General features: G+C 65.7%; 13 protein-coding genes. 5 read left to right on the top strand and 8 right to left on the bottom strand.

The window, feature by feature from the left end:
- Positions 1–175 precede the first annotated feature (175 nt).
- The 5 genes from ACMGDH_RS01335 to ACMGDH_RS01315 form a co-directional block, all read right to left on the bottom strand.
- The gene (locus ACMGDH_RS01335; protein WP_436826120.1) at positions 176–1,489 is read right to left on the bottom strand and encodes a M28 family metallopeptidase; all 1,314 of its coding nucleotides are present in this window, start codon (positions 1,487–1,489) and stop codon (positions 176–178) included.
- A gap of 23 nt (positions 1,490–1,512) precedes the next feature.
- Complete coding sequence (locus ACMGDH_RS01330; protein ID WP_436826119.1) at positions 1,513–2,523, bottom strand: FecR family protein; 1,011 nt, start codon at positions 2,521–2,523, stop codon at positions 1,513–1,515.
- A complete protein-coding gene (locus ACMGDH_RS01325) occupies positions 2,520–3,032 on the bottom strand; it encodes an RNA polymerase sigma factor (protein WP_436826118.1) in 513 nt (170 codons plus the stop codon). Before ACMGDH_RS01325 ends, ACMGDH_RS01330 begins: the two co-directional genes overlap by 4 nt.
- A 451-nt stretch (positions 3,033–3,483) precedes the next feature.
- Positions 3,484–5,100: a serine hydrolase domain-containing protein gene (locus ACMGDH_RS01320; RefSeq protein ID WP_436826117.1), complete on the bottom strand. Its 1,617-nt coding sequence runs from the start codon at positions 5,098–5,100 to the stop codon at positions 3,484–3,486.
- Between the two features lie 462 nt (positions 5,101–5,562).
- Positions 5,563–6,453: a helix-turn-helix domain-containing protein gene (locus ACMGDH_RS01315; protein WP_436826116.1), complete on the bottom strand. Its 891-nt coding sequence runs from the start codon at positions 6,451–6,453 to the stop codon at positions 5,563–5,565.
- A gap of 131 nt (positions 6,454–6,584) precedes the next feature.
- Between ACMGDH_RS01315 and ACMGDH_RS01310 the strand changes: the two genes are divergently transcribed.
- The 4 genes from ACMGDH_RS01310 to ACMGDH_RS01295 all read left to right on the top strand — a co-directional run bounded on the left by ACMGDH_RS01310 (position 6,585) and on the right by ACMGDH_RS01295 (position 11,528).
- Positions 6,585–7,595: an aldo/keto reductase gene (locus ACMGDH_RS01310; RefSeq protein ID WP_436826115.1), complete on the top strand. Its 1,011-nt coding sequence runs from the start codon at positions 6,585–6,587 to the stop codon at positions 7,593–7,595.
- A gap of 117 nt (positions 7,596–7,712) precedes the next feature.
- Entirely contained in the window at positions 7,713–8,333 is a 621-nt protein-coding gene (locus ACMGDH_RS01305; protein ID WP_436826114.1) for a 2Fe-2S iron-sulfur cluster-binding protein, read from the top strand.
- Positions 8,330–9,265 carry an FAD binding domain-containing protein gene (locus ACMGDH_RS01300; protein ID WP_436826113.1) on the top strand — a complete coding sequence of 312 codons (936 nt, stop codon included), beginning with the start codon at positions 8,330–8,332 and terminating at the stop codon, positions 9,263–9,265. The genes ACMGDH_RS01305 and ACMGDH_RS01300 overlap by 4 nt, the downstream gene beginning before the upstream one ends.
- Before the next feature lies 1 nt (position 9,266).
- Positions 9,267–11,528: a xanthine dehydrogenase family protein molybdopterin-binding subunit gene (locus ACMGDH_RS01295; protein ID WP_436826112.1), complete on the top strand. Its 2,262-nt coding sequence runs from the start codon at positions 9,267–9,269 to the stop codon at positions 11,526–11,528.
- A 115-nt stretch (positions 11,529–11,643) separates the two neighbouring features.
- Here the strand turns inward: ACMGDH_RS01295 and ACMGDH_RS01290 are convergent, their stop codons facing one another.
- Both ACMGDH_RS01290 and ACMGDH_RS01285 read right to left on the bottom strand, forming a co-directional pair.
- A complete protein-coding gene (locus ACMGDH_RS01290; protein ID WP_436826111.1) occupies positions 11,644–12,432 on the bottom strand; it encodes an alpha/beta hydrolase in 789 nt (262 codons plus the stop codon).
- A 50-nt stretch (positions 12,433–12,482) separates the two neighbouring features.
- A complete protein-coding gene (locus ACMGDH_RS01285) occupies positions 12,483–13,310 on the bottom strand; it encodes an alpha/beta fold hydrolase (protein WP_436826110.1) in 828 nt (275 codons plus the stop codon).
- 126 nt (positions 13,311–13,436) lie between these two features.
- Between ACMGDH_RS01285 and ACMGDH_RS01280 the strand changes: the two genes are divergently transcribed.
- Positions 13,437–14,432 (top strand): GlxA family transcriptional regulator, encoded by a 996-nt coding sequence (locus ACMGDH_RS01280; RefSeq protein ID WP_436826109.1) that lies wholly within the window; start codon positions 13,437–13,439, stop codon positions 14,430–14,432.
- Between the two features lie 214 nt (positions 14,433–14,646).
- Here the strand turns inward: ACMGDH_RS01280 and ACMGDH_RS01275 are convergent, their stop codons facing one another.
- Positions 14,647–21,840: an autotransporter outer membrane beta-barrel domain-containing protein gene (locus tag ACMGDH_RS01275; protein WP_436826108.1), complete on the bottom strand. Its 7,194-nt coding sequence runs from the start codon at positions 21,838–21,840 to the stop codon at positions 14,647–14,649.
- Between the last annotated feature and the right edge of the window lie 424 nt (positions 21,841–22,264).

Below are 22,264 nucleotides of genomic sequence, written 5' to 3'. Positions count from 1 at the left end.
ATGGGACCGTCATTCTCGGCGGCATGTCGAACATCGGACTTAGCGCGCATCTGCTCGACCGCCGCGCGGGGATCGTTTCGTTCCTCGGCAGCTGAGACGAGAAAAATCCGCACCGGCTGGGGCCGGTGCGGATTTTGCTGCCCGCGGGTGCGGAATGGAGGTTAGTGGAACGAACTCAGCGGACCGGCCGCGGCGCGCGCCCTCCGAAGGTGACGATGCTCTCCGCACCGCTAGCAGACAGCGCGGAGACACCGACGAAATAGTCGTCGACGATCACGCCCTTGAGTACCGTCTCGGTGCTGCCGGCGGGCACATCGCGATGGTCAGTCCAGGCCATCTTGTCGTTGCGGCGCCAGTGAATGCGATAGCCCGCCGCGCCGGGCACCGCGGGCCAGGTCACCGTCGTGTCCGATCCGAGCGCGCCGCGCAGCCCCACCTCAGTCGGTGCGGCCGGCGCCGCGGCCAATCGGGTGATCGTCGCCACGTTGATCGCAGTCACCTTGGCCAGATAAGGGAAGTCCATCTTGTCGATGGTGTCGCCATATTCGATGCCGCCTTCGGTGCGCAGGTCCTGGTGCTGCTGGTGATAGTTCTCGATCCCTACCGAGAAGCGCACCGCCGGGTAGCCGAGCTTGAGGAATGGTTCATGATCGCCGCCGCGCCCGAAGCGGTCGGGCCGCCGATCGACGAACACGTCGAGCCCGCCCGGAATGCCCTCCCCCACTTGGTCGATCGCACGCGCCAGTGCGCGGCTGGGGCCATCATCCTCGCCGCCATTGCCGCGGCGCACGAGCTGCTGCTCGACCGTCTCGACGGCACGGATGCCCTCGGAGAAGACGCGGACCCGGTCGGTGACTCGCGTACCGTCCTGGCCAACGGTGTTGCCGACAATGTCGTTGTTGAGCACCGCGGTGACCACCCAGCCGCGCTCCCGGGCGGTCTCCGCGAGCAGGGTGCCGCCCATCAGCCCCTGCTCCTCGCCCGAGAGCGCGGCATAGACGATCGTCGCGTCGAACTTCTTGCCCGCCAGCAGACGCGCGGCTTCGAGTACCAGCGCCGTGCCCGACGCATCGTCATTGGCGCCCGGCGCGTCGCTGGTGAAGTCCATCACGTCGGTGACGCGGCTGTCGATATGCCCCTGCACGATCACCACGCGATTGGGATCGCGGCCTGGCTGGATGCCAAGCACATCGACGACGTTGACTCCGTTCGGCGCGCGAGCATTGGTGAAGGTGCGCTCGATCGCAGAGACCTGGATGCAGCCGCCGCACTTGGCCGAGATGCGCTTGAGCTCGTCGCCGAACCACCGCCGCGCCGCGCCGATGCCGCGGGTCGGGTGATCGGGCGAGGAGAGCGTGTGCCGGGTTCCGAAGCTGACCAGCTTGGCGACATCGGCCTTCAACCGCGCCGGATCTGGCGCACCCTGGGCATGAGCGGCGGCCGGAAGCAGCAGCGCCGCAGCGGCGATGGCAAAGGAAGAGGACCGCATATCGTTCAGCCTTTCTGTGGGAATCATTGCGCGTCGCCGGCTCGCGCGGAAACGAAGGCGTGGCCCTGCTTGTCTCGGCGGACCTCGACGGGCAGCGCGATCTCGAGCGCGTCGAGAAAGCCCTGCTGGTTGCTCGTGCGGAACATGCCGCTGATGCGCAGGTCCGCGACAGAGGGCCCGACGGTGATCTTCTGGTGGGAATACTGGTTCATCTGCTGCGCGGCGCTCGCCAGCGGCTCGTTATCGAAGAACACCTGGCCGTCGGCCCAGCTCACTGCCTTGTCGGTATCGACCACCCTCAACTCGGGCGCGCTGGCGCCGGTACGGGCGATCAGCTGCTGGTTGGGCTTGAGGATCTGCTGGCGGGCGCCGCGGCCCTGGCTTGCGGGGCGCACCGCCACTACCCCCTCGGCCAACGTCACCCGCAATTCCTCGGGCGATACGCGCACGTCGAATACCGTGCCCAGCGCCGTGATCGTGCGGCCGCCCGCTTGCACTACGAACGGACGCTTCGGGTCCTTGGCGACCTGGAACAGCGCATGGCCGGCGAGCAGCGTAATGTCGCGCCGTGCCGCGCCGAACCGCGCCGCCAACCGCGTGCCTGCGTCCAGCGTCACTACCGACCCGTCGTCCAGCGTCACCCGGGTGCGCTCGTGCAGCGAAGTCGCGTAGATCGAATCGTCGGCAATCCGCCCGGCCAACTCGGCGCCCCGCTCCGTCTGAGTCGCGAAGACAAAGATGCACAGCAGCACCGCCGCCGCCGCCGCCGTCAGCATCGTCGCTAACCGCCGCCGCCGGTTCTCGTGTACGCTGAACCGCGCTTCGTCGCGCAGCGCGCTGAGCTCCGGCAAGTCGGCATGCGCACGCAGCGCCGAAAGCGCTGTCTGCAGGCGATCATGCGTCGCACGATGCTCGGGATCCTCCTCCAGCCAGGCGTGAAATGCCCGCCGGTCGCGAAAGCTCGCTCGCGCGCCACGCAGCCGCGCGTCCCACGCCGCGGCGGCTTCCTCCACTCTGTCAGTCGACTTGGTCATCGAACTTTCCGCAGGCGATAGAGGAGGTGGCTGTTGGCGCGCGCCATGTGCTTTTCGACCGTGCTGAGCGAGAGCCCCAGCCGGCGCGCGATCTCGACCTGAGCAATGCCATCGAAATGATATTGGCTGAACACGATGCGCACCGTGTCCGGCAGCTCGTATATCGCGGCGATCATCATATGCACCGCCTCGCGACTCTGCAGGATGCGCTCGGGCGAGAAGGCTGCCTCGTCCTCCACGTCGAAGCCTTCGGGCGCCGGCGCGACGATACTGCGTACGCTCGCGCGGCGCGCCTTGTCGCGCAGCACGTTGGCGGCGGTCTGAAAAAGATAACCTTGGACGTTTTCGATGCTGGCCAAATCCTGCGCGGCCAGGCGGCTGAACACGTCCTGCACCAGGTCGTCGGCGTCCTCGTCCGAACGGACACGGCGCTGGAAGAACCGCAGCAACGGCGTGCGGAACTCGGCAACCACCGCGTCGAGACCTTGATGCCTGACGGCAGCCTTCATGTGTTCCTCCCGACCCCTTAGACGCGGCATCGTCCGCATCCCGTAAAGGAAAATCCAGCTATTTCGGGTGGAGGAGCTGAGCGCGCATAAGCACTGCGAAACGGATGCGCTCGCCCGGCACGCCTGTATCGTTCAGCATCGCCTGTTTAGTCGCGAGAGCTGGCGCTGCACGCACAATCAGGCTTTTTTCCAAGCCGCGTCGGCCGAACCGGTCGGCTCGGCACGATAGAGTGACAATCCATTGCCAGCTCACAAATCACTGCTTTTGCGCCTGCGGTGTTCGAAAGCGGTTAGGCTGCTAGCGGCCCAGGAGCGGCTTTCGGCGGAATCTGCCGGTCGGGAATGCGCCCCAATAGCGGCCATTCCGCGGACGCGCGAAATGGCCGAGAGCAGACATAATATCAGACCTCAATGCCGGCAGGAGCCGAAAGATTAGCCATCTCAGCGAAAATCATGGTGTCCGGGAGGCTATCGTGACTTTCGCAAACCGCAGGTCGCGCACGCGCTGATTGGGTTGGGTCAGGAGAAACCCGGCGACCTGATCGGTATCACGCAAGAAGTGGACGGAATTCCCATCCTGGCGCCAGAGAAAGACGTCGTGCGCCTGTGGGCGCAGCTCGGCCTCCCCGCGCGGGTAGCGTAGCCAAAGCTTCCCGTTCCGCTGACGCACGCGATATAGAACACCTAGTTCAGGCGACCAGTAGTCGCCGATGAAAGCGCCGGAGTCGGAGGTATCCGGCGGCGGTGGAGGAACGGCGTCCGGCACTCGACGCGCTACGAAATCGTCACCGTCATCGTTGCGGATCACGACACGTTGCGACGGTCCTCCATGGGGCCCGGGCACGAAACGCGCGCGAAAATCGCTTTGCAGGGAGAAGAAGTCCGTCGGCGAGAACGCCGCCAGTTGCGCCTCCTGACCGACGAAATCCTCGCGTCGGAAGACGTATCGCCGGCCCGGCGCGCGGAGCGTGGTGCCGGTAGCGACGGCGTAGGTTCCGATGTAGCGATCGATCAGGTGCACGGGCGTGGCGATCTTCGCAGGCTTGGGCAGCGAAGGAGGAAATTCGCCCTTGAGATAGATGTCGGCGATTTTGAACGCGAGCGACGGGGGCTCGCTATCATCGGTATTGGCCAGAATGACGATGGTCAGTCGCCGGGTGGGGAAACGCAGGATTTCGGTCTTGTGCCCCCAGTTGTGGCCGCTGTGTTCGATGAAGGGAAGGCCGCGGTAATGCTCCCGGTGCAGGCCGGAGGCATAGGTGATCGGCGTGCCGTCGCCGAGCGTGCCGGTCTTCAGCATGGCCGCGATCACGGCGGAATTGCCGACCGTGTTCGGGTTCTCGAAATTGGCGAACCACTTGGCCAAATCGCCAACCGTGGAGGTGATGCCGGACGGGCCCAGCAGGAGGTCGGGCGTCTGGCGCGGCGTATAGCGATCCCCGTTTCCGCCGTAGCCCGACGCGCGGAACGGGATGATCGGCATGGGATCGGCAGACGCGTGGGTCCTGGTCATGCCGAGCGGCTGGAAGATGCGTCGCTGCCAGAACTCGCCCAGCGACATGCCCGAGACGCGCTCCACGATCAGGCCGAGCAGCAGATAGTTGGAATTGTTGTAGCGATACTCCGAGCCCGGCGCGAAATTCAGTTCCTGCTGGTGCCACAGAAGATCGAGCGCCTGCTGCCGTGACACGGCGTCCTCCGGCCCATATCCCTGCAAGTCCAGCAGGCTCGTCGCCTCGCGCAGTCCGCTGGTGTGATGGATCAGCATCTCCAGCGTGATCGGTGTGCCGAAGTCGGGCAACTCCGGCACATGCTTTCGAACATCGTCGGCGAGGGACAGCTTGCCGTCCGCCACCAGCAGGTGAATTGCGAAAGCGGTGAACTGCTTGGAATTGGAAGCTAGCGGGTAGGCGACGTCAGGGCCGTTCGGCACGGACAATTCGACATTGGCCATGCCATAGCCGCGGACATAGACGGGTTGCCCTTCTTTCAGAACAGCAACGGTCATCCCCGGCGTGTCGGTGCGGTTCCAGCGCTGAAAGATTTCGTCGACGAGATCGGATTGCATCTGCGCCTGCGCGGGGCTGACCAAGCCTGTTGGACCAGCCGCCGCTATTAGGGCGGCCCAGGCGAAACGCAGTAAAATCGATGATGCTCGCGGCACTTTTCGGCGTTCCTAGGCAGGAATCAGCTTCGAAGTGTGCTATTCTACTATTACACCTGAGCTGAGCGCAACTCCATTTTGCTCGGGAGTTGCGGAACTCCGAAGCAGGTCCCGACAAGTCGGCCGACCAGACCATTCCAATCACCGTGCGTGTGCCTCCGCTCTTCACCGTCCTCTCTCAAAAGCGGTCAAGCCGCTACCGGCCCAGGAGCCGCCGACGGGTGTTGGAATAAGCTGCCGGTCGGCAATGCCCCCATAGCAGTCATCCAGCCCGCCTGTCGGCGATCCTGAAAGCGGCCATTCATCCACGTTGCGCCAATTTGTCGGCCGCCACCTTTGCGGCTTATCTCCGGTGCCTCGCGACGGTTACCCAGCGTCGTCACCGCCTGCGCGGCTCTGACGATATGCCGAGGGCAGCCGCCCGGTCGATCTTGCAAACAAACGTGAGAAGTGTCCGATATTGGAGAAGCCGACGCTCAGCGCGACCTCGGTGATCGAGGCTTCTCCGCGCTCAAGCATCACCATCGCCTGCGCCATCCTGGTTCGCTGCAGATAGGCGAGTGGCGTCATCCCGGTCGCCGAACGGAACGCCCGAAAGAAATGGCCGGTGGAAAGGCCGACGGTGGCGGCAAGGCTCGACACGGAGATCGGCTGGTCCAGATGTGCTTCGACATATTCGCGCACGACCCGCAGCTGAAGTCGAGACAAACGCCTACCACGACTGGCCGGCCGGGGCGCCGCACCATCGGCGCGGGCCAGATAGTGCACCAATGCGGCGGAGATCGTTTCTGCGTACGCCGGATCGAACGCGCCGTCCATGCGGTGAAGCCGGGTGCATTCGGCGACCGCAGCCGCAATGAAGGGGTGGTGCGCGTTGGTGAACGGACCCGGCGAGGCCGCCGGACGTCCTTCCGGCCACAACGTCGCCGCCAACTGCGGAGGCAGCGAGATCGACGCCCAACGCGATCGCACGTCCTGAAGCACCAGCCGTCGCTCGCAGCCCGCGGGTATGAAGGAGACCGCGCCAGCGAGCTCCGGCCCCTGATACCGATGCCCGCAGGCAGTATGAACCTCGAGGTGCCGCGCGCTCCCGCTGAGCGTGACGTACAGCATATCCTGCGAGGTGCGGATCAGTCCTTCCACGACAGGCGTGCGCTCCCGGCTCGCCGTATCGAAATTGCCATTGCCGAAGCGCGCGCTCGTCCAATCGCTCGCATAGGGCTGGATCAAGCGGATGTCGGTGCCGGCTGCTTCCATCAAGCCGCAATAAGCGCGGCGGGGCCGGCTTTTGCAAGCACGTCACGATCGGACGAAAGCGGGTCAGGATGCGACGAGCGGGGCGGGACGCGCATCGCTAGGACGCGTGCAGCCCAGCTGAACGAGGTGGCATGTACACGCGCCGCGCCTTTGCCCAAGCCTATGTCGGAGCGGCGGCGCTTGCCACATCGCCGGCGATTGCGAGACCGCTCGACGCGGTCAACCGGCGAACGCTACAGAAAGGTGGCGAGGCATTGCCGACGGTCGGGCTGGGGACCTTCATGACCTTCGACTTGCTGCCAGGCGCCGATCGCCAGCACCTCGCGCGAGTGCTGCAGACCTATGTCGAGGGCGGAGGTTCCGTCATCGATACCTCTCCGCTCTACGGCATGGGCGAAGTCAATGTCGGCGATCTCGCTGCCATGCTCGGCTTCGGCGAGCGGCTCTGGACGGCGACCAAGGTGTGGGAGACCGGCGACTATCTGGGGGATGCGTCGCATGCGCGCCAGAGCCTGGAGCGATCGCTGCAGCGCCTGTGGCGGAGCCGGATCAACGCGGTGCAGGTGCATAGCCTCGTCAATGTCGACACCGTCCTGCCGCGTCTGAAGGAATGGAAGCAGGAGGGGCTGATCCGCCACATCGGGGTCTCACACCACGACGAGGCCTACTTCGAACCGATGGCGCAATGGATCGCAAAAGGGGCGCTCGACATCGTCCAGCTCCATTATTCGATCGCGATGCGCGAGGCTGAGAAGCGCCTGCTTCCCCTCGCGGCCGACAAGGGCGTTGGGGTGCTCGTCAACATGCCGTTCGAGAAGGCGCCGCTGTTCAAGCTCGTCGGGGCGCGGCCGGTCCCCGACTTCGCGCGCGAGATCGGCATTGCGAGCTGGTCCGAATATTTCCTCAAATGGGTGATCGGGCATCCCGCGGGGACGTGCGTTCTCTGCGCGACTTCGGATCCTGCCCACGCCGCGGAAAACATCGCTGCCCTCCGGGGCGAGATCCCCGATGCGGCCTTGCGCCAGCGCATGCTGCAACATGTCGAGGCGCTGCCCGGCTTCGACCGCCTCCTGCGCGAGCCCTGGTATCCCGGCAAACGCTATCCCGGCGTGATCGCGCGTGCACAGCAGGCGCGGTCCTGAGCGATCAACCATGCCAAAAACACGATCCCGTCCGCTTCAAGCACCGACCGCGGCGGAACGGAAGCGAACCGCGACGGTTCGGTCATCTTGGGATCCTGGCGGAGCAGGTGTTCCAGCATGACGGACGAAATCAGGATTACGCGCCGCGAGCTGATCGAAGCCGGCACGGTCGCCCCCGCGTTGTTGGCAGCGGGCGAGGTAGCAGCGCAAGCGCGGGAAGCGGGAGTGCCGACGACAAGCGTGACGCTCACGGTCAATGGCAGGCGCGAAGCGCGCGATGTAGACACGCGAACGACGTTGCTCGATTTCCTGCGCGAGCATCTCGGACTGACCGGCAGCAAGAAAGGCTGCGATCACGGTCAATGCGGCGCGTGCACAGTGATCCTCAACGGCCGCCGCGTGAACAGCTGCCTGACCCTGGCGGTAATGGCCGATGGCGACGAGGTCACCACGATCGAGGGGCTCGGCAGCGACGACCGGCTCCATCCGATGCAGGAGGCCTTCATCAAGCATGACGGGTTCCAGTGCGGCTATTGCACACCGGGGCAGATTTGCTCGGCGATCGCTATGCTCGACGAAGCGAAGGCAGGCTGGCCGAGCCATGTCACCGCCGACGTCGCCTCGCGGCCGAGACTCGACGACGAGGAGATCCGCGAACGGATGAGCGGCAATCTCTGCCGCTGCTCCTGCTATATCGGCATTCTCGCCGCGATCAGCGAGGCAGGAGGCGTGGCGTGAAGGATTTCACCTACGAGCGCGCTTCCGATCCGGTCTCCGCCGCGCGCGCGGTCGCGGCGCGCCCCGACGCCAAGTTCATCGCTGGCGGAACCAACCTTGTCGATCTGATGAAGCTGCAGATCGAGGCGCCGGGGCATCTGGTCGACGTCAGCCGGCTCGATCTCGACCGGATCGAACGCGTCGACGGCGGACTGCGCATCGGCGCGGAAGTGCGCAACAGCGACCTGGCGGCGGACCAGACGGTGCGCGAGCGCTATCCGGTGCTGGCCGAGGCGCTGCTCGCCGGTGCCTCGGGGCAGCTCCGCAACCGGGCGACTACGGGCGGCAACCTGCTGCAGCGGACGCGCTGCTATTATTTTTACGACCCTTCCAAGCCCTGCAACAAGCGCGAGCCGGGCTCGGGTTGCTCGGCAATCGGCGGGTTCAACCGCATCCACGCGATCCTCGGCGCGAGCGAACGCTGTATCGCGACTCATCCCTCCGATATGGCGGTGGCGATGGCCGCGCTCGATGTGACGGTCGAGACGGTGAAGCCCGATGGCAGCACAAGGCGCATTCCGATACGCGAGTTCCATCGCCTCCCCGGCAGCACGCCCGAGATCGAGACGGTGATCGAGCGCGGCGAACTGATCACGCACGTGACCCTACCTCCCCCGCCTCAAGGGCGGCAGAAATATGTGAAGGTGCGCGATCGCGCTTCCTATGCCTTCGCACTGGTCTCGGTCGCGGTAGCGGGTCGAGCGGTGGCGCTCGGCGGCGTCGCGCACAAGCCCTGGCGGGCGAGCCGGCTGGAGGCCGCGATCGCCGGTGGGGCGCCGGTCGCGCAGGCGGTCGATGCCGAGCTCACGCCGGCGCGGACCCAGCCGCACAGCGCGTTCAAAGTGCCGCTTGCTAGACGCGTAATCGCCTCGGCCCTGGGCGAGGAGGCCTGAGATGACGCAGCAGCAGCCGACACCCGAAGTCATTCCGCTTTCCGACACCTGGCGCGACGCCAAGATGGTCGGCGATCCCGTCCATCGGCTCGACGGGCCGGCCAAGGTGCGCGGCCAGGCGAAATATGCCTATGAATATCGCGGCGCCGGTGAGGCTGCCTATGGCTGGATCGTCGAAGCCACGATCGCCAAGGGCCAGATCGTCGCGATCGACACGAAGGCCGCCGAAAGCGCCCCCGGCGTGCTCATGGTGATGACCCATGCCAATGCGCCGCAGCAGGGCGGCCCGCCTCCGCGCCCGACCCAGCCCAACCGCTTCGACCGGCCGATGCCGGTGCTGTTCCAGCCCGCGGTGCGCTATCATGGCGAGCCGGTGGCGCTGGTGGTCGCCGAGACGCTCGAGGCGGCGCGCGCCGCAGCGGCGCTGGTCGCGGTCCGCTATGCTCCCGACCGGGCCACGGTCGATTTCGAGCGAAATCGGGACAAAGCCTATAAGCCCGCCAACCGCATCAATGCCTTTGCGCAACCCGACACCAGCGAGGGCGACTTCGCGGGCGCATTCGCGGCTGCTCCGGTCAAGATCGATGCGACCTATGTGACCTCGTACGAGCACAACATGCCGATGGAGCCGCATGCGGCGATCGCCGAGTGGCAGGGCGATCGGCTGACGCTCTGGTCGGCGCAGCAGAATCTGGGCACCGCCGTCGGCACGATCGCCAAGACGCTGCTAATCCCGCCCGAGAATATCCGCGTACTGAGCCCATTCATCGGCGGCGGTTTCGGCTCGAAGGTGCCGGTCACCCCCAATGCGATCCTGACGGCGATGGCCGCGAAACGGCTCGGCCGGCCGGTCAAGATCGCGCAAACCCGCCAGCAGATGTTCGCCAACACCGCCCATCGCCCGCTAAATCATCAGCGGGTTCGGCTCGGCGCGGAGCGCGATGGGCGGCTGACCGCCTTCGCGCACGACGTGATCCAGCAGACGACGCCCTATGACGAGTTCATCGAGCAGACCGCGACCTTCGGGCGCGGCATGTATCAGGCGGCCAACCGGCTGACGACCAGCCGCGGGGTGATGCTCGACATGCCGAGCGGCGACATCATGCGCGCGCCGGGCGAGCAGCCAGGCAGCTTCGCGCTCGAGAGCGCGATGGACGAGCTGGCGCATGCGCTGAAAATGGATCCGGTAGAGCTGCGCCTGATCAACGAGCCGGCGCGCGATCCCGAGGGCGACAAGCCTTTTTCGAGCCGCAGCCTAGTGGCGTGCCTGAAGGAGGGCGCAGCCAAGTTCGGCTGGGCAGAGCGGCCGAGCACGCCCGGATCGCTGCGGCAAGGCGACTGGCTGGTCGGCTTCGGCATGGCGGCGGCGACCTTCCCGGCCTTTGTGCGCCCCGCATCGGCCATGGTCGAGCTGACGCCAGACGGCACCGCGATTGGACGGGCGGACTTCACCGATTTAGGCACGGGCAGCTGGACCAGCATGGCGCAGATCCTGGCGCAGGAAACGGGGTTGCCGGTCAGCCGGGTCAAGTTCGAGATCGGCGACTCGCGCTTTCCCCGCACTGCCGGCTCGGGCGGATCGTTCGGCATGACCAGCGCCGGTGCCGGTGTCCACCGCGCGTGCGAGAACCTGCGTGCGGAAATGGGGAAACGCGCCGGCGCCAGCGGAGCGGTGCGGCTGGCGGAGGGGCGCGTGCACTGGGACGGCCAGTCGCAGCCGCTGGCTGAATTCATGCGGCGATACGCACCGAAGGGCCTTTCGGCGCATGGAGGGCAGGGCGGGTTGCCGCCGCCCGAGAAGCTGCCGGTTTCGGCGCATAGCTATGGCGCGCAGTTCGTCGAGATCGGCGTGCACCGCGTCACCTTCGAGCTGCGCATTCGTCGCGCGCTAGGCGCGTTCGCTGCGGGACGGATCATCAATGAGCGGCTCGCGCGTTCGCAGCTGCTCGGCGGGATGATCATGGGGATCGGATCGGGACTGCACGAGGAATCGGTGGTCGATCCGCGCCACGGCCAGTTCGTCAATCGTGATCTGGCCGAGTATCACATACCCGTCCATGCCGACATCCGGAACCTTGACGTGCTGTTCATCCCCGAGCGCGAGGAGGTGCTGAATCCCTTGGGCACCAAAGGATTGGGCGAGATCGGCATCGTCGGGGTATCGGCTGCAATCGCCAACGCGGTGTTCAACGCGACCGGCGTGCGGGTGCGCGCGGCGCCGGTGACGCTCGACAAGCTCGTGTCCAAACAGAATCACGCATAGTCGCGATAACTATCCGTGTTTCGGTTTCTTGAGCGTTGTCCGGAGCTGACCGCGCGAACCTAGGATCAAAGACGGACCGAGGCTGGAACAGGGGCCTCATTGCTTCGTCGACTTTTCAACGCTGGTGTTGTTCCGCCCAACTCAGAGCGAGGTCGGCCACCTCCTCCCAGCCGGGATCGATCGCCGTCCAGTGTGAACGATCGGCGAACTCGCGATATTCGGTCAGCGAGGGCGCCCTGCGCTGCTTCGCGTAGATCGCTCGCGTCATCGCGGCATCGGCGATGAGATCTTTGCCGCCGCCGATCAAGAGAAGGGGCGCGCGGTCGGGATTGGCCCAGTTGATCTTCATCGGGTTGACCACCCCGTTCCAGTAGACCCGCCCTGGGGTTGGCGCGATGTAGCGGTCGTAAAGTGCATCGGCCTGTTCCACAGCGACCGTCTGGGCAAAGCGGGTACGGAAGAAGCTGCGGGACATATGCTTGACCTTGCGCCAGCTGAGCAGGTCGAGGAACACCGGCAGCGCCGAGCGGATGGCATGGGGATAGAGGGGCACGCCCGGCGTCGGCGCGGGATCGATGGCAACTCCGGCGACGCCCAGACCACGGTCGAGCAAGTGCTGGACGAGCACGCCGCCGAGCGAGTGACCGATCAGGATCGGTGCTTCCGGAAGCACGCGGATGATCGCTTCGTAGTGATCGACGATCGCACGCTGGCTCAGCTTGGTCAGCTCCGGCAGCGGGGCGGCGCGAAGCTCGGCGGGATCCCGCTCGTCACCGGGCCAGCTCGGCGCGACGACATTGTAGCCCTTGGCTTCGTAGCGTGCCTTGAAGTCTTCCCAGCTCTTGGCGTTGAGCCACGCGCCGTGGATGAGAACGATGGTCTTGGTCGGAGTCTTGATGGTCATGACATTTCTCCCGGGAGAAGCAGGCGGCGCAGCGCGCCGCCTGCCCCCTTTCAATTGCGGATGAAGTCGAGCAGATCGGCGTTGAACCGGTCCTGCTGCGTCTGGGTGAGGCCGTGGTCGGCGCCGGCATAGATCTTGAGGACCGCGTCCTTGACGATCTTCGCCGTTTCCAGCGCCGAGGCGCCGATCGGCACGATCTGATCGTCATCGCCGTGCAGAACGAGCGTTGGCCGGTCGAAGCGGGCAAGGTCCGCGTGAAAATTGCTCTCTGAGAAGGCCCGGATGCTGTCGAGCTGCCCCTTGAGGCCACCCATCATACCCTGGCGCCAGAACTCTTCCCGGATCCCTTCCGAGATCGTCGCACCCTCGCGGTTGTAGCCGTAAAAGGGGATGCTCAGATCCTTGAAGAACTGGCTGCGGTTGTCGAACGTGCCCTTGCGGATGCCGTCGAACACGTCGATCGGAAGACCGCCGGGATTGGCTTCGGTCTTGAGCATCAGCGGCGGGACCGCGCCGATCAGCGCGATCTTGGCGACCCGTGCCGTTCCGTGCCGGCCGATGTAGCGCGTCACTTCGCCGCCGCCGGTTGAGTGACCCACCAGGATCGCATCGTGCAGATCCAGCGCCTCGATCAGCTCGGCGAGATCGTCGGCATATTGGTCCATACTGTTGTTGTCCCAGACCTGGTCCGAGCGGCCGTGGCTGCGACGGTCATGCGCGATGGTGCGGAAACCCTGGTTGGCGAAGTAGACCATCTGCGCGTCCCACGCATCGGCCGAGAGAGGCCAACCATGCGAGAAGACGATGGGCTGGGCGTCCTTGCTGCCCCAGTCCTTGTAGAAGATGCGGGTTCCGTCCTTGGTGGTGATCGTGCTCATGTCCTGTCTCCCTTCGAATGTCCGGGGGCAGTTGCGCCCTGTGGTTTTGGGGATAGGCTCGTTGCGGACCCGGCAGGATTGGCGGTTCCGACATTAGACGGGCCGAAACTGACAAAGGGGTCGGGCATGACGGAGCACGCGCAGCCGAGAACCGAAGTTGGCATCATGCTCTATACCGGCTGCCAAAGCGCGATGGTGCATGGCATCTCGGATCTGTTCGCGGTTGCCTCGCAGTTCTCCGAGGATCGCGGCGGCCGGGGACTTCGCATCAGCCATTGGTCGCGAGAGGCCGACGGCGGCTTTGCACGGACCTTCGATACCCATCCCGCTGCCGTCTCCCCGGCACCGACGCTGCTGATCGTCCCGGGGCGGCTGGTCGGCGGTCCCGCAAGCGTCGAGGAGGCGACGCCCTATGCGCGCTGGTTGCTCGATCGCCATGCCCAGGGGACCACCCTCGCGTCGAACTGTGGCGGCGCGTTCATCCTCGCGGCCACCGGGCTTTTGGCGGGCCGGGCCGCAACCACGCACTGGAGCTGTGCCGACATGTTCCGGGAACGATTTCCGGACGTCAGGCTCGAGCCCGACAAGATCGTGATCGAGGACGGCGACATCATCACCGCCGGCGGGCTGATGGCCTGGACCGATCTGGGCCTGCGCATCGTCGATCGGCTGCTTGGTCCGACGGTGATGATCGAGACCGGCAAGTTCTTCCTCGTCGATCCGTCGGGACGCGAGCAGCGGCATTATTCGAGCTTCGCGCCACGCCTCACGCATGGCGACGAAGCGATCCTCAAGGTCCAACACTGGCTCCAGGCGAAGACCGGGCGCGTCGCCGGCGTAGGCGAGATGGCGGAAATCGCGGGCCTGGAAGAGCGGACGTTCCTGCGACGCTTCAAGGCGGCGACGGGAATGAAGCCCATCGAATATGTCCAGCACCTGCGCATTGGAAAGGCTCGTGAGCTGCTCGAATTCACCCGCCGTTCCATCGACCAGATTGCCTGGAGCGTTGGCTATGAGGATCCGGCAGCATTTCGCCGGGTGTTCGGCCGCATTCTCGGGCTCACGCCCGGCGAGTATCGGCACCGCTTCGCAAGCGGGACGGATATAATGATTGCGGCCTGACTATTTGGCGCGAAAGCTATCGCGGATATGACTTTCGCAAGCCGCCGCATAGGAAACGGACGTTCGATGGTTCCAGGCCGACGGCCGTTATGCGCCTTCAAATCCGGCCATTGGATCCCGCCGCGGCTCTGCCCGATAACGGACACGAGATTAGCAGCGACTGCTACTCGAGCCATCCGTCAAGCCGGCTCATCCTCCGGCTTGACGGATTGCGTCAAAATTGCAGACGGATGCCCGCGGAGAGCGTCTCCTGGTGATCGTCCGTCCCGACCTGCGACGAAGCCGTGGCAAACAGATCCAGTCCATGGTCAAGGCTATACGCAAAGCCGCTTGCCGCGGTGCCGGTCAGGCGCGCACGGCTTGGACCGAAGGCGGTGAGGCCGAGGCGGCCGCCTGCATAGCCGGCAACCGCATCCGCCCGCATTCCTCGAAGCTGGTAACGCGCGCCGATGCTGACGAAAGGCCGGAACGGCGCTTGCGAGGCATCGCTGCGGCCGAAGGACAGCGCCGCATCTCCGAAGCCCGCCACGTGCCGGTCACGCGCGACGGTCAGCGCAAACGGGCTGCCGCCTGTCTCCGTCCCCCCCTCGCGCCGCGTCTCGACATAGGTCAGACCCAGCTTGGGCCGCACCGACCATTCGCCTCCGACCGGAACTGCGTAGCTGACGGAAAGATCGCCCGCCCAGCTGTGCAGCCCGTACCGCCCGGCCGCGGAGAACGCCCCTGGCAATGCCCGGTCGGTCCGCGCATCGGCGCCATCGTAAAGGATCGATGCGGCGACGCCCAGGCCGCCTGGCGCGGTCCAGCGTCCGTGAACGCCGGCGACGAACCCGTCGGTCTTGTTTCGCGCGCCCAAGGCTCCGATCTGCTGGCGGTCGTTCAGATAGCCGGCAAAGGCCCCCACCATCGCCGTTTTGCTGCCGAAGCCGACGCCGCCCAGGAAGCCGTAGTTGCGGCCCTTGGTCGCGGAGCTCCCCGTCTGCGCATCTGCGCCGAAGCGACGCCACTGGGCCAGCGTCTGCCCAAAAGTGAAGAAACCTGCTTCCTCCCGCCCGGTGGCAAAAGCGGGTCCGCGGGCGACATCGGTCAACGTCAGGGCGTTGTCGACGCCCATCTGCGTGGCAGCCGCATAGGGTTCAGGCGTCAGCTGCGCGAAGGCTTGCGGGTTCGAAGCCGAACCGTTCAACAGGAGCGCCGGCACCGCGGCGAACAGATCGCTATTCGCTGGCTGCACCGCCAGCGTCGCATTGGCGTAGTCGATGCTGTTGCGAACCTGCTGCGTGAAGCCGGCGCCGCTGAGGAACTGGCCGAGCAGCCGGATGCTGTTGCTGTTCTGCACGATAAAGCCGAACAGCGAGTCGGGCTTCAGCACGGTGGAATAGCTGCCGGTGATCCCGCCCGAGGCGGTGATCAGATCATAGCTCGCACCGGGGCGCAACGTGCCGCTCGTCACCAGCTGCAGCGTTGCGCCAGGCGCGATCGAAAGCGCGCCGTTGACGATCAGCTTATCGTACACCGTCGGCGTCAGTTCGAACACCGATAGCGAGGTCCCGGCGAGCGCGACATTGCCCGTCACAGTCATCGTGCCCGGCGAGGCGCCGGGGCTCAGCGTGCCGGCGACAGCCAGATTCCCGGTCACGTTGCCCGCCGAACCGAACGTGGCGCCCTGCCCAACATTGATCTGCGTCGCCCCGATGCTCGAGCCGGCGAGGCCGATGAAGCGGCCCCCGGTCAATGCCATGCTGCCGAACACCCCCGAACCCGAAAGCGTCGCATAGCCGCCCGACATCGCGAAGCTCTCGATGTTGGCGACGTTGGTGAAGCCGATCGGGGCATCGAGGCTTCCACCGGAGACCGCGATCAGGTCGGTGCCGGAGCCGCCGTCCACCGATCCGGTGAAACGCCCTGCGATCGTCATGCGGTCATCTCCCCCGCCGAGGGCGAGTTGGCCGGTGGTCAGCACCCCGGTTCCGGCGATCGTGAAGTTCCCCGCCGTCGACACGCGCTCGAACCCGACCGCGCTCGCGATGGTGAACGCGCCGCTGCCTTCGGTGGTCAGCACTTCGAAATCACGGAGTGCGTTTCCGCCGAGCGTGAAGCCCCCCGTAACGTCCAGCACGGCCGTGTCGCTGCCCGCCCCGCCGGAGATCGAGCCGTTCAGGGTGCCGCCAGAGATCAGGCGGAAGCTGTCATTACCGGCGCCAAGATCGACCACGCCGGCGAGCTTCCCGCCGTTCGCGATCGCCAGTCGCTGGTCGCCTTCGCCGAAACCGATCGCATCGCTCGCGGCCCCGAGCGTCCCGGTGACGGTCAGCGCGCCGCCCGACAGCAGGATCTGCTCGAATCCGGTCACAGTGCCGGTCAAGGTTACCGGTCCTGCCGCCGCGAAACGCAGCTGATCGGTTCCGCCCTGGCCGAGATAGAAGCCGGCCGAACGGTCACCGCCGAGGACCAGCAGGTCGTTCCCGCCGCCCAGCGCGATATTGGCGATGTCGCCGTCGATCGTGAGGCTTTCCGCGGTGTCCGAGCCGGATACCGCGCCGATCGTGAACCCGGCGAGCTGGAGGTTGAGCCCGGCCCCGCCCAACGACACCGAGTCGAAGCTCTGGTCGAGGGTGAGTGCAAGCGTGCCGCTTCCCTCGACGGCGAGACGCTCGAAACCCGTTCGCCCGCGGATGCCGCTGCGGTCGCCCGAAAGCAGTATCGCGTAAATATCGTTGCCCGCACCGCCGTCGACCACACCTGCGACGCTGCTGCCGGCGCCTTCCGCGAAGCGGTCGTCGCCGCCGCCGAGCGCAACCGAACCCAGCACGCTGCCGCCATTGACGAACACGTCGTTGCCGCCGCCCAGATCGGCGGACCCGGCGACCGTGCCGTAGTTGGTCACGGTCTCGCTGCTGCCGCTCCCGGTGATCGTGGTTGCACCATCGCTGCTCAGCGTCTGCCCCGCGGCGACGCTCAGGCTGCCGCCGCTGACGCCGATCGTGTCGATGCGGAAGTTGCCGGCATAGGTGACGTTCCCGTCGCCGATCTGGCTGAAGCGCTCGAAATTGACGAACTGATCGCCGTTGACCGTGCCGCCGCCGGTCGCGTCGACGATGAAGCTGTCGATTCCGTCCCCCGCATCGACGGTGCCGATCAGCGTCGCACTCGCGCGCTGGAGGAAGGTGTCGTCGCCCAGGCCGAGGAACACATCGCCTTCGATTTGCCCGTAATTCTCGATCCGGTCGTCGCCAAGGCCGAGGTCGATCGAGCCGATAATCGTGCCGTTGTTGACGATCCGGTCGTTGCCGTCGCCCATCGTCTGGATCGCGCCGGCCAGATAGGGACGCCCGAGGTCGCCGATGAGCAGGTCGTCGGCGGCCAGAGCGGCCCCTGCACCCCCGCGGATGGTACCGTCATTGGTCAGGTCGAGCGCGGCATCGCGGCCGAGGATCGCAGTCGAGCGCGCGCCCGTCGCCTCGATGGTCCCGGTTGCGGTATTGCGCACCGTGACCGTCGCGCCCGGATTGGCGGTCGCCGCGAGCGCGATCGCAGGATTCGTGTACGGCACCTCGACGCTGACCCAGGGCGGGCCGCTCGGGAAGGCGAAATAAGTCTCTTCGACGCCGCCGCCATTCGCGCGAATCGTCCCGGAGTTGATGACCGAGACCGTCGCCACCCCAAGACCGAGACCGGTATCCACGCCGTAGGCAGTCAGCAACGCCCCGACGGCGGACTGACCGCTGGCGTCGATCGTCCCGCTATTGTTCAGTGTCACCGAGACGTCGGTGCCGTCATAGCTGCCCCCGCCGAGCCAGACTGCTGCGGCCTCGTAGCCGGCGCTGGTGATGTCGCCGCTGTTCGCCAGCGAGATCGAAGCGGCAGGCCCAGGCTCGATCGGCCAGACGTACCCGCTGATGTTCGCGCTGAAGCTGTTGGTGATCGTCCCGCTGTTGGTGGACGCAATCGACCCGCCAGCGTACGCGGAAATGCTCACCGCGTCGTACGCCATGCTGCCGACAATCGAGCCCGTATTGTCGAACCGCGTCGGGCCTATCGCGTCGATCATGACCGCAGTGCCGCCAGTCGTCGCGATGCTGCCGCTGTTGCTGAAGGCGCGCGTCGGTCCGACGAAACCGTCGAGAAGTGTGCCCTGGTTGGTGAAAGAGGCGAGGACCTGTGCCGGGGAGGGGGGGAACCCGGTGGGATATAGAACCTGCACATCCTTGTTGAGGGTCGCGGTGTTCACGATCGCTCCGTTGCCGGAAACGTACAAGGTCGCATCGAACGGCGGATCGGCACGGACCGTCAGCACGGTATCCGAGCCGATCGCCTGGACCCCCAGCAGCTCGAAATTGGTGAGCGGCACTGCGCCAAGCGTAACGGTGCCGCTGGTCTTGCGCGCCTGAACAAAAGTGTCCTGTCCGGCGCCGCCGTCGATCGCTCCGCTGACGCCGGTGCCGGCACCCGTGTCGATGAAAATGTCGTACCCGTCGCCGAAGCGCAGGTCGCCGCTGATCGTGCCGCCGTCCGCGACATAGGTTGCGCCGGTCTGCGAACGGAAACTGTAGCCAGTATAGCCGAGATCGACCGAGCCGTTGATCGTTCCTGCGTTCGAAAGCGTACCGCCGCCCACGGCGATCGCGAGCGGTGCCGCCGAGCCGCCGGTGATCACACCCCCCGCAAGGTTGGTGATGTCGACGGTGGCGTAGTTGGCGCTGATGGCTGCTGCGCCGGTGCTGCCGATCCGGCCCGAATTGGAGATAGCGGCGCCGTAGCCGGCGTTCACGGCGATTCCCGCCACGTCGATGCTGCCGCTGTTGGTGAGCTTGGTGAAGCTGGTGATGCCCGTGGCCGGTCGCGTACCGGCGATCTGGGCGATCGAGCCCGAATTGACGATCTCGGTAGCGGACTGGATTCCCGTCGCCGCTCCCAGCAGGATGGTGCCGCTATTGGTGACCTGCTTGCCGCCGCTGATCGCCGAGATCGGGCTGTAGATCGTGGCGGCGCGATCGGCGACGGTGACCGTTCCTGCGTTGGTGAAGCTGTCACCGGTGCCGACCGCGACGGCGGTCCAGGGGTAGGCTGCGCCGTCGGTGTGATCGAGTGTGATCGCGCCGCGGCTGGTAATCGCCAGTGCATTGGCGAAGCTGGTCTCCCCGGGCGCGAGCATCAGGCTCGTTGTGATGATCGCGGGGCTGCCGCCGACTGTAACGTCGGCAGTGACGTCGACACTGCCCTTGCCTGCGAAGGAAAGCTGTTGCACCGCACCGGCCGACGTGAGCGTGAGGTTCGCGCCGTCATAGAGTTCGTAGCCGACGCTGGTGAACGGCGCTGCAAGCGCGATCGTTGCGCTCGCGTCGCTTCGCACCCGGTAGCGCAGCGCCGCACCGGCGCCTGATACCATCCCCGTAATCCCCGCAAAAGCGCCCGCACCGGAGCCAACGCCGCCCTCAGGCAGCTCGGCGATCAACGTGTCGCCCCAGCCGAGCGTAAGGTTGCCGTTCAGAACACCCCCCGGAAGGGCGAAGAAGCGATTGGCATTCGGATAGGTAAACGCCGGTGTCTGCAAAAGCACGTCACCATTGATCGTGCCGGCGTTGGCTACGATCGCCCCCGACGAAGAGTTCGGGTAGGCGTGGGCAATGGCCCGGGTACCGCCGGTCACGACGCCACCGGCCTTATTGTCGAGCACGCCGTAGAAGTCGAGCACCACCGCAGTGCCGGGTGATGTAATCAGCCCGCGGTTCGTCAGCGTGCTCGAAAGCCGCGCGCCGGCCGCCGCGCCTTCGATCCGTCCGGTATTGACCCAGTTGCTTCCGAATGAGCCGGACATGACCGCGCCCGTTCCCCCTGTCGATCGGATCGTTCCCGAATTGCTGAAGTCGGAGCCGAAGAACGAGAGCGCAGTGCCCGCCGCGGTAATCGTGCCGCTGTTCACGAACGCGCTTCCGGCCGAATAGGAAACGCCGTCACCTGCAGCAGTGATGCTGCCGCTATTCTCGAAACGCGCTACGCTCCACAAAGTGATGCCGTAGGTGCCTGCCGGGGTCACGCCGCTGATGAGAGCGCCCTTGTTGATGAAGGTGGGCGTTCCGACTCCAAGCTCGTAGCTCATCAGTTGGCCCGCACTGCTCAGCGTGGTCTCGTTGACGATAGTGCCGGCACCGCCGAGGCGCAGGGGAGCGGGGGCGGCGAAGCCGTCGCCGAGAGTGACCGTGACGTTTGAAGCAGGCGCGAGCGTGACCTGTTCGAAGTTGATGGGAACGGCGATCCCGGTGCTCAGCGTCCGGTCTCCGGCGATCACCACGCGCAGCGTGTCAACGCCCCCGCCCCCGTCGACCGCGCCCGTGATGCCCGTAACGAGCCCGGCGGCTCCCCAGCCGGCGACCAGCGTATCTTCGGTTCCACCGAGCAGAACGTCGCCGTTGATGGTTCCGGCCGACGAGTCGATGAACGCCGAGCCATATTGGCCCACCGGTGTCGATCCCACCACGACATTACCGTCGATGATGCCCGCATTGGTAAGGTTAAGGGAGCCTGCGGACAAAGCGACGGCGCCCGCGGTCGAGATGCGGCCTCCCGCCTTGTTGGTGATCGTCATGCCGGTGCCCGCGATTGCTGCGCCAGCGCCGGTATTAGCGATGAGGCCGCTATTCTCGACCGCACGGCTGGCATTTCTGTTTGCAATAGTCGCGCCGCTGGTCGCGGCAGTGATCGTTCCGCTGTTGATGAGGGTTTCGGAAGCGCCCACCAGACCGCCTGGATCGATCGCGCTGCGGCTGCCGCCGTCGATCGTGCCGGCATTGTTGATTCTTCCGACCGAGCCGCTGATCGCGCCGATGAACCCGCCCGCGCGGTTGGTTATCGAAGAGATGCCCGACAAAGTGTTGTAGTCGGCGGCGGCGGCAAGCAGCGCGATGCCGCTGGAGCCGGTGATCGTTCCCGCGTTGTCAATGGCGACATTGACCTGGTTGAGAGCGGTCTGGGGAATTACCAGCCCGTTCACCCCGGTGACCGTTCCACCGGAAGCCACGGTGAGCGTGAGTGCCGGATAGCTCTGGTAATAAAAGGCGGGTGGGACCACGCTGACCGCAGCCTGCGCGCCCCCGTCGACCCGTCCCGCCACATTGATCGTCACCGGCGCGAAATAAGGAACAATGGGCATCGCCAAGGTGATCGCTGCTACGCCGCCAGCACCCTGCACCGTCGCTCCCGATCCGACGACGACCTTGGTGCCGCCGGTGGTGACGCGCAGCCCGTCGGCATCGATACCGGCGCAAGTGGTGGTGCCGTCGGTTTGAGTCGGCTCCGGTGCGCATTGCGCGTTCGCGTCTGCAGGGCAGGCGAGGGCCCAGGCGAGCGTGCTCGTCCCGATCGCAAGCGACAGACGACGACGGCGCAGCGATGGCGCAAGATGAAACACGATAACCCCCCTTTGGCCAGCCCCCCGGCTGCCGCTTTGCCCAGATTAGCGAAGACGCTGACGTCCAGCTCCCTCCTGCTACAAAATGCTAAATTGTTTCAATGTTTGAATTTCGCGTCTCTCACAATTCTGTCGGTCGTTCCGAACAATGCGAATGCCTCCGGAGGACGGTATGGATCATCAATCATTTGGCGATATGGACGATACTGACCTGAACAACAGGCGGCCGCAGTGGTATTCGACGGTATCTGGCGAGCGGCATGTCCGCGTTCACGATTTTACCGCCCAGAAGCAGACAGGCAGCTAGCGGCCCAATATAAGACGTAGAGATCATTGTGGCGGAAGTGATGCCCTCGCGAGCCATGTCGCCTTGTCGGTCGTGCGGCTGCGCCATGCAGCGTGCTGTGGGTGTTGAGCGGCACGA

It is taken from the genome of Sphingomonas radicis (genome assembly GCF_051400635.1).
Classification (GTDB): Bacteria; Pseudomonadota; Alphaproteobacteria; order Sphingomonadales; family Sphingomonadaceae; genus Sphingomonas.
This window is presented reverse-complemented; position numbering and strand designations above follow the sequence as displayed.